11 protein-coding genes are annotated in these 11,637 nt (G+C 74.3%); 7 read left to right on the top strand and 4 right to left on the bottom strand.

The features are described from left to right. Window positions 1–243: 243 nt before the first annotated feature. Entirely contained in the window at window positions 244–450 is a 207-nt protein-coding gene (locus ACNTMW_RS19915; protein WP_426635184.1) for a hypothetical protein, read from the bottom strand. Between the two features lie 400 nt (window positions 451–850). After that, window positions 851–1,603: an alpha/beta fold hydrolase gene (locus ACNTMW_RS19910; protein ID WP_426635183.1), complete on the bottom strand. Its 753-nt coding sequence runs from the start codon at window positions 1,601–1,603 to the stop codon at window positions 851–853. A gap of 94 nt (window positions 1,604–1,697) precedes the next feature. Here ACNTMW_RS19910 and ACNTMW_RS19905 point away from each other — a divergent pair, with 94 nt between their 5' ends. Beyond that, complete coding sequence (locus ACNTMW_RS19905) at window positions 1,698–2,687, top strand: serine hydrolase (protein ID WP_426635196.1); 990 nt, start codon at window positions 1,698–1,700, stop codon at window positions 2,685–2,687. A 149-nt stretch (window positions 2,688–2,836) separates the two neighbouring features. Here the strand turns inward: ACNTMW_RS19905 and ACNTMW_RS19900 are convergent, their stop codons facing one another. Together ACNTMW_RS19900 and ACNTMW_RS19895 are read right to left on the bottom strand one after the other, a co-directional pair. Then, window positions 2,837–3,676, bottom strand: a complete 840-nt coding sequence (locus ACNTMW_RS19900) for an SDR family oxidoreductase (RefSeq protein ID WP_426635182.1) — start codon at window positions 3,674–3,676, stop codon at window positions 2,837–2,839. A gap of 11 nt (window positions 3,677–3,687) precedes the next feature. Beyond that, on the bottom strand, window positions 3,688–4,881 hold the full coding sequence (locus ACNTMW_RS19895; protein ID WP_426635181.1) for a DNA polymerase III subunit beta: 1,194 nt from the start codon (window positions 4,879–4,881) through the stop codon (window positions 3,688–3,690). Window positions 4,882–4,934: 53 nt separating this feature from the next. Between ACNTMW_RS19895 and ACNTMW_RS19890 the strand changes: the two genes are divergently transcribed. The 6 genes from ACNTMW_RS19890 (at window position 4,935) to ACNTMW_RS19865 (ending at window position 11,637) form a co-directional block, all read left to right on the top strand. Next, complete coding sequence (locus ACNTMW_RS19890; protein ID WP_426635180.1) at window positions 4,935–6,227, top strand: sensor histidine kinase; 1,293 nt, start codon at window positions 4,935–4,937, stop codon at window positions 6,225–6,227. Between the two features lie 20 nt (window positions 6,228–6,247). Beyond that, entirely contained in the window at window positions 6,248–6,937 is a 690-nt protein-coding gene (locus ACNTMW_RS19885) for a response regulator (protein ID WP_426635179.1), read from the top strand. Window positions 6,938–7,111: 174 nt separating this feature from the next. Next, window positions 7,112–8,311, top strand: a complete 1,200-nt coding sequence (locus ACNTMW_RS19880) for a pentapeptide repeat-containing protein (RefSeq protein ID WP_426635178.1) — start codon at window positions 7,112–7,114, stop codon at window positions 8,309–8,311. Between the two features lie 206 nt (window positions 8,312–8,517). Then, window positions 8,518–9,642 carry an alpha/beta hydrolase gene (locus ACNTMW_RS19875; RefSeq protein ID WP_426635177.1) on the top strand — a complete coding sequence of 375 codons (1,125 nt, stop codon included), beginning with the start codon at window positions 8,518–8,520 and terminating at the stop codon, window positions 9,640–9,642. Further along, the gene (locus ACNTMW_RS19870) at window positions 9,629–10,909 is read left to right on the top strand and encodes an acyltransferase family protein (RefSeq protein ID WP_426635176.1); all 1,281 of its coding nucleotides are present in this window, start codon (window positions 9,629–9,631) and stop codon (window positions 10,907–10,909) included. The genes ACNTMW_RS19875 and ACNTMW_RS19870 overlap by 14 nt, the downstream gene beginning before the upstream one ends. Continuing rightward, the gene (locus tag ACNTMW_RS19865) at window positions 10,906–11,637 is read left to right on the top strand and encodes a class I SAM-dependent methyltransferase (protein WP_426635175.1); all 732 of its coding nucleotides are present in this window, start codon (window positions 10,906–10,908) and stop codon (window positions 11,635–11,637) included. Before ACNTMW_RS19870 ends, ACNTMW_RS19865 begins: the two co-directional genes overlap by 4 nt.

Here is an 11,637-nt window from a genome sequence, read left to right as displayed (position 1 = left end):
GTGCGGCCATCGCGTTCGTCTCCTTCGGTTTGTGACTTAGCCGTCTCGAAGGATCTACGCGGTGGCCGTCTCCTACATCACGACACGCTCATCAACGAGCCCGTCGTACACCATCTCCGTGGACGCAACCGAACGGGCCGAGGCAGCAATGTTCGCGACATTGCACGGATCCTGGCGCGAGCGGAGCACTGACGGGCCTTGGCGCGAGCGGAGCACTGACAGGCCTTTGGCGCGAGCGACGCGCTAATCGAGCATTCCGTACTCGACGACCCAGCTCAGCCGAAGGATCTCCTCGCCATAGAACTCCAGCCGGACGATCGTGTCGAACCGGTCGCGGATCTGCGCGACGCCGCTGCGGTGTACCCGACAGTTGACCCAGACCGGGATCTGCGAGGCGGGGTTGGCGACAGTGACGTGCTTGCCGCACCGGTGGTGCTGCGGTGGCTTCATGGCTCCAGGAAACTGCGTGTGTCGAGCGTGGATGCGGGTATCGACGGCTGCCACGCCCGGGGGCAGCGCGGCAGCCGTCGACTTGGGGTACCGCGCCCCGACCCTAGCCCGCCCAACTAATAACCGAGCGTGTTGATCTCGTGACTAATTGCATCGGTGATACCGGACACACCGGGCGCATAACCCCAGCGGTAACACTTCAGCGGCCGCACCGAGAACCGGCCGCACCGTCAGCGGGCTGTACCGATGCCCCGGCGCAACCACCACCCAGCACACCGACAACCCGGCATACCGGCGGCCCGGCACACCGGCAACCCGGCAACCCGGCAACCCGGCAACCCGGCAACCCGGCAACCCGGCAACCCGGCATACCCGGCATACCCGGCGACCCGGCGTACTGTCAGGCGGCGCTGCCGAGGAAGTCGATCAGAAGCGCGGTGACCTCGGCGGGCCGTTCCAGGTTGGGCAGGTGACCGGCCCAGGGCAGCTCGACGTGGCGCGCCTTCGGGATCTCCCTCGCGAGGACCGCCGCGATGTCGCGGAAGTCGCGAACGTCGTGCGCCCCGGAGACGACCAGCGTGGGCGCCTGGATGGTGGTCACATCGATCGGTCCGCGGGGCGCGTCGGGGCCGCCGTCGAAGGCGGCCTGCACCGCGAAGGAGTGCCGCCGCATCACCCGGATCGCCTCGCGGGCACGCTCGTCCGCATCCGGGCCGAGCCACGTACGCACGTTGAGCTCGACGGCCGCGTCGATGTCCCCCGCCGCCAGCAACTCCTCCTCGCGCTCGGCGAAGGCGAGCAGCTCCGGCGAGGGCTCCGCGTCGACCATACCGGCACACAGCAGCACCAGCCGGTTCACCCGCGCGGGCCAGCGCGCCGCGATCTCCTGCGAGATCCGGCCGCCGAAGGAGGCGCCGACCAGCGCCGCCACCTCGATCCCCAGGTAATCGAGCAGGTCGCGGACGTCCTCGGCGTCGTGGTACCCGCGCGCCGGCGGCGTGTCGCCGAAGCCGCGGAAGTCGCAGCGCAGTACCCGGTGCCCGGCGGCCAGCAGGGCGCCGACCTGCGGGTCCCACATCCGCCGGTCGGCGGCGGACGAGTGCAGCAGGACCACCGCTGGACCGGTGCCGTCCACGTCATGAGCGAGTGCCATGCGGTGATCCTAGGTCTGCCCGGCCGGTGATCCCGGCCCCGCGCACGGTGATCCCGGCAGTGTACGCACCCGGCGGTAGTCTCGCCGGGTGACGATGCGACGGACATCCATCACCGGGTCGCTCGCCGCCGGCGCGCTCGGCCTGGCGCTGCTGCTCACCGGCTGCGGCGGCGGAGCCGAACCGCGATGGGCCGCCGCGACCGCCGGCGCGTCCGCGGCGGCCGACGCCCCGTCCGGCGACCCGGCCGCCTCCGCCGCTGGGTCCGCGGGCGCGTCGCCGGTCGCCTCCGCCTCGACCGCCGGCTGCGGCCCGTGGGGCTGCGACCAGCAGCGCCGCCTCGAGGCCGCGGCCAACCTGATCAAGACCAAGCCCGGGTACCTGGGGATGATCGTCCGTGACCGGCGGACCGGTGCGACCTGGCGGGCGGGTACGCCCGAGCACGTCATGTGGACCAGTTCGACGATCAAGTTGGCGATGGCGACCGGCCTGCTGGAGCGGGCCCGCGCCGGCGAGATCACCCTCGACGCCACGGCCCGCCAGCAGATCGCGGCCATGCTGAGCGTCTCCGACAACGACGCCGCCGACGCGCTGTGGAAGCGCTACGGCAAGGACACGATGGTGTCGCGCTTCCAGCAGGTGTACGGCATGACCGGCCTGACCTTCGTGTCCGGCTCGCCGCGGTACTGGGGCTTCATGAAGGCCTCGGCCGAGGACCTGCAACGACTGATGTCGTACGTGCTGGACAAGCTGAACCCGGCCGACCGCGACTACCTGGTCGGGGCGATGCGCCGCGTCGGCCAGATCCAGCAGTGGGGGGTCTGGGCGGCCGGGCCGGCGCAGCAGCCGGGCACCAAGGACGGCTGGTCGCTCGAGTCCGACCCGGGCGGCAAGCACTGGTGCACCAGCACGGTCGGGTTCGCCGGGCCGGACGCCCGGTACGTGGTCGCCGTGATGTACCACCTGCCGCCGGGCAACGGCACGATCGACGCCGGGGTCCACGCGGTCAGCGACGCGGTGGCCACCGTGTTCGGGGCGCCCACCCCGGCCCCCGTCACCGTGCCAGACCCGAGCACCGGTCTGTGAACGCGATCGTCGGCGGCGTCGACCGGGCCGACGTCATCGTCGGCGGCGTCGACCGGGCCGACGTCATCGTCGGCGGCGTCGACCGGGCCGACGTCATCGTCGGCGGCGTCGACCGGGCCGACGTCATCGTCGCCGGACCCGACACCCGGTCAGCTCCGGATGATCGGGTCCGCGAGAAACTCCCGGGCGCCACGGAGCCGGGTCCGCAGGACCGACGACGCCAGGTCCAGCCGTAACCGCACGTCAGCCGGGCGCTGGACGCCGACCTCCGCCATCCGTGCGCCGGTCAGCCGGGACGGATCGAGTCCGTACCGGGCCGCCACCAGCAGGCCGAGGTCGTATCGACTGATCGCGTCGGCGCCGGCGACGTTGAGCACACCGCGATGACCGTTCGTGACCAACTCGAGCAGCGCGTCCGCCAGGTCACACACGTGTACTGGCTTGCGGATCTCGTCGGTGAACAGGACCCCGTCGACGCGCCCTGACGCCAGGGCTCGCGTCAACGTCTCGTGCCCGCCGTTACCGTCGCCCAGGACAAGGGACGTGCGGACCACCGCGGCGTCAGGAGCCACCGCCCGGACCGCGGTCTCCGCCGCGGCCTTCGCCGCCCCGTACCGGTAGACCGGCTCGGGCAGCGCGGCCTCGTCGTACTCCTGCGGGCCGCCCCGGAACACCGCGTCGCTGGACACGTGCACGAGGCGGGTGCCCGTCGCGGCGGCGGCGACGGCGACATGGGCGGCTCCGTCCGCGGTCGTCCGCCAGTCGTCACGGTCACGGCCGACGGCCGCGTGGATGACGGCGTCCGGCCGCACCCGCTCCACCAGGGCGCGTACGGCGCTCGCGTCCCGTACGTCCAGGGACGTCTCGGCGACGTCGGTGGCCCGAGCGAGGTGGGTGCCCACGACGGACCAACCGGCGGCGCGGGCGCGGATCGCCACGTACCGGCCGAGGTATCCCGACGCACCGGTCACCAGGATCCGTCCCGCCATACCGCGGCACCCTACCCGGCCGCCTCCGGCGTCCTCATGGGGACGATCAGGTATCTCAGGTCGGGGCCGCCGGCGGCCGGCCCGGCGCTGACGGCGGTCGCCCGCAGGCCGGCCTGGATCTCCAGCAGCGCGGTGCCCCCGGCGAACGGCCGCAGCGCGTCCAGCAGATACCTGCCCTGGTAGTGCCGGGCGAGGTGATCGCCGCGCACACCGGCCTTGACCGTCTCCTCCGACTCGCCGGCCAGCGGGTCCCGGCCGCGGACCATGAGGGCGGCGTCGGTGACGTGCATCTCGACCCGGCCGTGCGGGCCGGCGTACGGCGCGGCCCGGTCGACGGCGGCGATGAGGGCGTCCGCATCGACCTCGACGACGCACTCGGCGGTCGTGTCGAGCAGCCGGCCGATCTGACGGTCGGGGAACGGCATGCCCAGCGAGGCGGTGACGACGCCGCCGCCGGCCCAGGCCAGGGCGAACCGGTCACGGTCGGCGTGGACGTCGACCGGTTCCCCCCGGCCCGCCCCGCGGCCGGCCTGCCGCGCCATCTCCGCCAGCGTCGTCGCGGGCACCAGCACGTCCGCTTCGGAGCCGACTCCGGCCGGCTGCCACGGCAGGTGGGCGTGCGCCATGCGGAACCGGTCGGTCGCCAGCAGCGAGAGCCGGTCGCCGTCGGAGCGGACCCGCACGCCGGTGAAGATCGGCAGGGCGTGCTCCCGCGACGCCGCACCGGCCACCGGGACCGCGGCGGCCCGCAGCGCCTCCGCGTCGACGGTGCCCACCAGCGGCGGTGGTTCGGCCGGACGGGGGTATGCCGAGAGGTCCAGCAGCGGCAGCCCGAACCGGGCGCCCGGGGTACGCAGCGCCATCCGGGAACCCTCGACGGCGAGCCGGATCTCGGGAGCGTCCAGCGACGCCAGCGTGGCGGCGAGCGAGCGCCGGGAGACGACCGCCTCCCCGGCGGCGTGGACCGTCGCCGGCACCAGCACCCTCGCGGTCACCTCGCCGTCGGTGCCGGTCAACACGAGGACCTCGCGGTCGGCCCGCAGCAGCACCCCGGCCTGCTCCGGTCGCAGTGGCCGGCCCGGCAGCAGGCGGACGATCCGGGCCGCCGCCTCGGCGAGCGGCGCGGCCGGCGCGGTCACCGCGAACGGCTCGGTCATCGCGAACGGCTCGGTCATCGCGAACGGCTCGGTCACATCGAACGGCATGCGCGCACCGTACCGGCGCCCACCGACAGTTCCGGTTCACTACGCTGACGTCGGTGACCGAGGTGGACGGTGGCTCGACCGGGGCGGCCGGCGGTGTGCCTGCGGCGGCCGGCAACGCGACCGCGGCGGCCGGCAACGCGACCGCGGCGGCCGGAGAGGTGTTCTTCCCCCGCCTCCACCGGCTGGTCACGCCCCTGCTGTTCGCGCTGGCCGGGGTGCTCATCGCCTCGGGGATGGCGTTCCTGAGTGCCCACTACACCGACCCGCCGCTACCGCTCGACCTCCTGGTCGCCGCCCAGGCGGTTCCGCTGCTGTTCTGCCGCCGCCACCCGGTGGCCGCCTGGGCCGTCACGGTCGCCGCGTCGCTGGGCACCGCCCTGGCCGCGACGCCGCTCGACCCGAAACAGCCGTGGCCCTGGACGCCGGTGGCCATCATCGCCTTCCTGACCGTCCACCTCGTCCTCGCCGCGAGCCGGCCGTGGTGGCTGCCGGTGACGGCGTGGGGCGTCGTCATCGGCGCCACCGGCCTGGTACCCGCGGTCGCCGACCGACCGGCAGCGAACGGCAACGTCACGCTGATCGTGATGCTGACCTCGGTCGCCACGCTCGCCGGTCAGATCGTGCGGGTACGCCGCCAGGCACGGGTGCGGGTCCTGCGGCACGAGCAGCTCAGCGCGCAGGAACGGGCCCGCCGGCAGGTACTGGAGGAGCGGGCACGGATCGCCCGTGAGCTGCACGACGTCGTCGCCCACCACATGTCCGTGATCGCGGTGCAGGCGTCGACCGCGGCCTACCGGATCGACGGTCTGCCCGACGCCGCCCGAGCGGAGTTCGAGTCGATCGGGGACTCGGCCCGCGACTCCCTGACCGAGATGCGCCGCCTGCTCGCGGTCCTGCGCGGGCACGACAGCGGGGCGGAGCGCGCGCCGCAGCCCGACCTGGGCCGGTTGGCCGAGGTGGTGGAGGCGACCCGCCGGGCGGGCTGCACCGTCTCGCTCGAGGTACGGCAGGTGCCGGCGGACCTGCCCGACGCGGTGGGCCTGTCGGCGTTCCGCATCGTGCAGGAGGCGCTGAGCAACGTGATCCGGCACGCGCCCGGCGCGACGGTACGTGTGGAGGTCATCGGCGGCGCCGCGCACCTGACCGTCCTGGTCGACAACGAGCCGTCGCCGGGCCGGACACCCGCCCCGGCGGCGGTGACCGGCGGGCCGGACGGCGATGGGCACGGCACCGGCCACGGCCTCACCGGCATGCGGGAGCGGGCGGCGATGCTCGGCGGGGAACTGGTGGCGCACCCCCGCACCGACGGCGGGTTCCGCGTGCGGGCGGTGCTGCCGTTGGCGTGAGCGGCCGCTACCGTGACCGCATGATCCGGGTACTCGTGGTCGACGACCTGGCGATGGTGCGGGCCGGGTTCGCGGCGCTGCTGGCGGCACAGCCCGACATCGAGGTGGTCGGCGAGGCCGGCAACGGCCGTGAGGCGGTGGAGGCGTCCCGCCGTACCCGCCCGGACGTCGTCCTGATGGACGTGCGGATGCCTGAACTGGACGGCCTGGAGGCCGCCCGCCAGGTACTGGATCCCCCGCCGGGGGTCGCGCACCGCCCGAAGGTCGTCATGCTGACGACCTTCGACATCGACGACTACGTGTACGAGGCGCTGCGGGCCGGTGCGAGCGGCTTCCTGCTCAAGGACGCCCCACCGGCCGACCTGATCGCGGCGGTTCGCGTGGTGGCCGCCGGTGACGCTCTCCTGGCGCCGTCGGTGACCCGCCGGCTGATCGAGGAGTTCGCCCGCCGGCGTCCGGTCACCCCGCCACGGTCGGCCCGGCTCAACGGGCTGACCGCCCGCGAGATGGAGGTCCTGACGCTGGTCGCGCGGGGCCTGTCCAACACCGAGATCGCCGCGACCCTCTTCCTCGCCGAGCAGACCGTGAAGACCCACCTCGGCCGGGTTTTCACCAAGCTGGCGCTGCGCGACCGCGCCCAGGCCGTGGTGTTCGCGTACGAGAGCGGCCTGGTCACCGCCGGCTCCGGCGAGCCGCCACCGCACGCGTAGCACCGCCGTATCCGTAGCACCGCCGTATCCGCAGCACCGCCGTACCCGCAGCACCGCCGTATCCACAGCACCGCCGTAGCACTCCGTTATCGGCCGCGCACCATGAGATGCTCGATGCGCCGGACATCCTCATCGGACACCGGGGGAACTGTGGGAGCGTGGCGACGGCCGCTCATGGTCGTACTGGCCGCCGCGTCCTCCCTCGTGCTGACGGCCGTCGTCGTCGGGCCGCTGGCGTGGTGGGTGGGCGGGGACACCGTCGGTGCGCTGCACGGCAAGGAGCGCGCCGATGCGATCAACGCGGTACGGCAGACCCTCCTGACGGCCGCCACCGGCCTGGCCGCGCTGACCGCGCTGCTCTTCACCGGCCGGTCGTTCTACCTCAACCGGCGCGGGCAGCTCACCGACCGGTACGCGAAGGCCGTGTCGTTGCTCGCCTCCACCCAGGCCACCGAACGTATCGGCGGCGTCTACGCGCTCGAGCACCTGATGAAGGAGTCGCCCGGCGACCACGACACCGTGGTCCAGGTGCTGGCCGCCTTCGTCCGGGAGCGCCGCCCCGTCAGCGACCGCGATCCCGTCCCCGTCAGCGTCCCCGATCCCGGCCCCGCCCGCCCCGGCACGGAGCGGGAGACCGGTACCGCCGGACACGGTGACCGTACCGAAGCGCAGCGCCGTACCGGCGTACGGTGTCCCGCCGACGTCCAGGCCGCGCTGACGGTCATCGGCCGCCGGCCGCAGCGGCCGGAGCGCCCGATCGACCTCTCCTACACCGACCTGGCCGGCGCCGACCTGACCGGGGCCCGCCTCACCGGCGCGGCGTTCCAGGGCAGTGTGCTCGCCCACGGCTGCCTGGTCGGAGCCGAACTGGCCGAGGCCGACTTCACCGACGCGGTCCTGACCCGAGCCCTGCTCACGCGGGCGGTGCTCCGGCGTGCGGTGATGGTGCGCGCCGATCTGCGCAACGCCATCCTCGCCGGCGTCAACCTGGCCCTGGCGAGCCTGATGGAAGCGGACCTGCGGTTCGCCGGTCTTCCCCACGCCGACCTTCCCGGCGCCCACCTGCTGCGGACCCGGCTCGGCGCCGCCGACCTACGCCACGCCGACCTTACGGGCGCCGATCTCAGCGGTGTCGAGGTACGGGCACTCACCCGCGCCGAGCTGGAGAACGTGCTGTGGCGCCAGCTCGACACGAACGGACAGGTCCTCGGCGAGCTGTTCGACACGCTCGGGGACACCGACCCCGACCACGCCAATCTCTGGGGTCTCAGGGTGAGCACCGATGACCGGCACCGGTTCCCCGCCCTGCCGGCCGCGCCGCCGCTCGGCCCGGAACGGCCGGGGTACGTGATCGGCCACGCCGACGAGGCGTGAGCACGGACGGGGCCTGAACGCGAACCGGCCCTGAGCGCGGAGCGGGCCTGAGCGGTACTGCTCGCCGCGCCCGCCCGCCGCGGCCGTAGTACCCCGGTACCACGCCGATCGGCTACCGCAGGGTGACGCCCGGACCGCCACCTCCTCCCTACCGTCTGCTCCGCGAATCGCAGGCCCCACGGGCCGTGAGCGGAGGGGACGCAACCATGTCACCACAGCGCACCGCGCTACCACTGATCCGGCGCACCGCGCTGCTCGGCCTCCTGATCCCGCTGCTGACGGTGGGTACGGGTGCGGTGGCGCACCCGGACCCCGTCGACCGTCCGCAGCCCGGTACGCGTCAGTGGCGGCGCGACTCCGTAGGCGCCGTGCGGCTGCCCGACCCGGTGACCGCGACGCCCGGTACGGTCGCCCGGTTCTTCGCCGCCGTACCGGCGGCCGAGCGGACCCGGCTCGTCGCGCGGTACCCGTCGGTCGTTGGCAACCTCGACGGCGCACCACCCGAGCTGCGGTTCGCCGCGAACGACCGGCTGGTCCGCCCGCGCGCGCGGTCGGCCCCGCGCGCGGCCGGGCCCCGGCCGGGTACCCGGACCCTGGCGTACGATCCGCGCGGCCGCGGGACCGTGGTGGAGGTCCTCGGCGATCTCGCCACCGCGGACCGGATCGCCGTCGTGGTACCCGGTAACGACGCCGACCTGTCCCATCTCGACGGGCCGGGCCACCTGCGCGACCTGGCCGGCGGGTTGCGGGTCGCGGTGGACACCGCGGGCGCCGGTACCCGGGTCGCGGTGGTCGCCTGGGGCGGTTACCGGGCACCGGCCGGTCTGGGCGCCGACGCGCTGCGCGCTGACCTGGCGCGTGCCGGGGCGGACCGGCTGGTGCGGTTTCTCGCCGGGCTGTCGGCGTACCGCCCGGACGCGCCCGTGGGCCTGTTCTGCCACAGCTACGGCTCGCTGGTGTGCCGGTTTACGGCGGCCCGCGCCCGCGTCGCCGACCTCGTGGTCCTCGGCAGCCCGGGGCTGCGGGCGGCGGACGTGACGGCGCTGCGGACCCCGGCGCGGGTGTGGGCGGCGCTGGCGGCCGGCGACTGGGTCGGGACGGTACCGCACGTCCAGGTGTGCGGCCTGGGGCACGGCCCGAGCCCGGTGTCGGCCGGGTTCGGCGCGCGGGTGGTCGGCACCGATGGCGCGCGGGGACACACCGGGTACCTGACTCCCGGTACCGATTCGGCCCGCAACCTGGCCCGCATTGCGCTGGGCGACTACGGCCACGTGACAGGTACGGCGGGAACGGCCCCCTCGGGACAGGCGCGCGCCGATGTCCGCGGCTGAGCCGACGACGGCCGTTGAGCCGACACCACCCGCTGAGCCGACGACGGCTGTTGAGCCGACACCGCCCGCTGAGCCGACGACGGCTGTTGAGCCGACACCTCCCGCTGAGGCGTCTGCGCCGGACAGCCGTGAGCCGACCATCGACGCGCTGCGCGCACTGGCCGTCGTCGGCGTGGTGACCGGGCACTGGCTGGTGACCGCCGTCGTCGTGGACCCGGTCGGCTGGGCGGTGGCCAGCCCGCTGCGCGCGATGCCCGCGTTGACGCCGCTGACCTGGCTGTTGCAGACCCTGGCGCCGCTGTTCCTCGCCGCCGGCTACGCCGCGTTCACCAGCCTGGGCCGGGCGCCGCGGTACCTGCCCTGGCTCGCGCACCGGGTCGGGCAGGCGGCCCGCGCGGTCGGGTACCTGGTCGCGTTCTGGCTCCCGCTGCTGCTGGTGCTGGCCCTGACCGGTACCCCGTTCGCCGTGCTGCACCGCATCGGCTGGTACGTCGTCAGTCCACTGTGGTTCCTCGCGGTACTGGTGGTGCTCCTGGCCCTCACCCCGGTGCTGACGGCCCGTACCCCGGTGCCGGTCGCTGTCGGGTCGGTCGCCGTCGTGGCCGCCGACGACCTGGCGCGCTCCGGCCCGTGGCCGGTGCCGACCGGCGTGCCGGCCGTGCTCGGCGCGGCGGCGGTGCTGTGCGGGTGGCTGCTGCCGTACGCGTGGGGGGTCGCGCTCGCGCGTACCGACCGGGCCGAGCCGCGCACCGGCAGGATCGTCCGGCAGCCCACCGGCACCGGCACCGGCTGGATCGTCCGGCGGCGCACCGGCGCCGTCCTCGTGGTCGCGGGTGCGGTGGCCGCCGTGCTGCTCGTGGCGGGCGCCGGCTACCCGGCGAGCATGGTCGGCGGCACGGGTACCCGATCCAACCTGGACCCGCCGTCGCTGCTCCAGATCGCGTTCGCGGCCCTCCAGATCGGCCTGTTCCTGCTGGTACGCCCGTGGCTCGCCGCGACCGCGCGGCACCGGTGGCCGTGGCGCCCCGTCGCTGCGGTCAACCGCCTCGCGATGCCGGTCTACCTGTGGCACCAGAGCGCACTGGTGCTGCTGATCCTCTGCTCCGCCCTGGTCGCCCCGGCGCCCGGCCTGGTCGACGCCCCGTCCGGCCCGCGCTGGCTGCTGCACCGGCTGTGCTGGCTGCCCGCCGTCGCCGCGGTGCTGGCCGGCCTCCTCGCGACCGTCGGCGCCCGTCCCCGTCCCCGTCCCCGAAGGAGCACCCGATGACCTCGAAGGAGGACCGGGTGACCGGCCGCCCGGTCACCGTTCCCGATCTCGTGCAGGTCGAGCAGCTGTACCGCAAGTACGCCGCCGACCTGGCCGAGGTCCGGGACGCGCAGCGGCGGTTCCTGCGCGCCAACCCCGACGTGGTCGCGCAGCTCGACGACCTCGAGGCGGAGATCACGTACCTGCTGCTGCGCGAACGGCGACCGGAGACGGTGGTCGAGATCGGCACGTTCCACGGCTGGTCGACCACCTGGATCCTGCGCGCGCTGCACGACAACGGGGTCGGCCACCTGTACTCGTACGACCTCGTCGACCACGCGATGCACGCGGTACCCCGGGCGCTGGCCGGCGACCGCTGGACCTTCGTCCGGGGCGACGTGCGGGCCGCGTCGGCGATGCCGGCCGACCGTACCGGCTACCTGTTCGTCGACGCCGCGCACAGCGGCCGGTTCGCCCGCTGGTACCTGGCCAGGCTGTTCCCCCGGGTACCGGCCGGGACGCCGGTGAGCGTGCACGACGTGTTCCACGGCCGCCGGCCGCTGCCGTTCACCGAGGGCGCCGTGCTGCTGCGGTGGCTGGCCGACCGCAGCCTCGGATACCTCACCGCGTCGCCCGCCCGGGCTCCCGAGGTGCACCGGCAGCTCGTCGAGGTCAGGCGGGAACTCGGGCTGGTCGAGCCGGTGCACACCGGCCGGGACAACCCGATGGTCTTCTTCACCCTGCCCTGA

The sequence above is a fragment of the Planosporangium spinosum genome (genome assembly GCF_049999945.1).
Classification (GTDB): Bacteria; Actinomycetota; Actinomycetes; order Mycobacteriales; family Micromonosporaceae; genus Planosporangium; species Planosporangium spinosum.
Note: the sequence above shows the minus strand (reverse complement) of the source record. Positions and strands in the feature narration are given on the sequence as shown.

What these genes read in the sequence shown, in the direction of transcription:
- ACNTMW_RS19915 (WP_426635184.1), bottom strand. Translation starts at nt 450, where the DNA reads ATGAAGCCACCGCAGCACCACCGGTGCGGCAAGCACGTCACTGTCGCC.
- ACNTMW_RS19910 (WP_426635183.1), bottom strand. Translation starts at nt 1,603, where the DNA reads ATGGCACTCGCTCATGACGTGGACGGCACCGGTCCAGCGGTGGTCCTG.
- ACNTMW_RS19905 (WP_426635196.1), top strand. Translation starts at nt 1,698, where the DNA reads ATGCGACGGACATCCATCACCGGGTCGCTCGCCGCCGGCGCGCTCGGC.
- ACNTMW_RS19900 (WP_426635182.1), bottom strand. Translation starts at nt 3,676, where the DNA reads ATGGCGGGACGGATCCTGGTGACCGGTGCGTCGGGATACCTCGGCCGG.
- ACNTMW_RS19895 (WP_426635181.1), bottom strand. Translation starts at nt 4,881, where the DNA reads ATGCCGTTCGATGTGACCGAGCCGTTCGCGATGACCGAGCCGTTCGCG.
- ACNTMW_RS19885 (WP_426635179.1), top strand. Translation starts at nt 6,248, where the DNA reads ATGATCCGGGTACTCGTGGTCGACGACCTGGCGATGGTGCGGGCCGGG.
- ACNTMW_RS19880 (WP_426635178.1), top strand. Translation starts at nt 7,112, where the DNA reads ATGGTCGTACTGGCCGCCGCGTCCTCCCTCGTGCTGACGGCCGTCGTC.
- ACNTMW_RS19875 (WP_426635177.1), top strand. Translation starts at nt 8,518, where the DNA reads ATGTCACCACAGCGCACCGCGCTACCACTGATCCGGCGCACCGCGCTG.
- ACNTMW_RS19870 (WP_426635176.1), top strand. Translation starts at nt 9,629, where the DNA reads ATGTCCGCGGCTGAGCCGACGACGGCCGTTGAGCCGACACCACCCGCT.
- ACNTMW_RS19865 (WP_426635175.1), top strand. Translation starts at nt 10,906, where the DNA reads ATGACCTCGAAGGAGGACCGGGTGACCGGCCGCCCGGTCACCGTTCCC.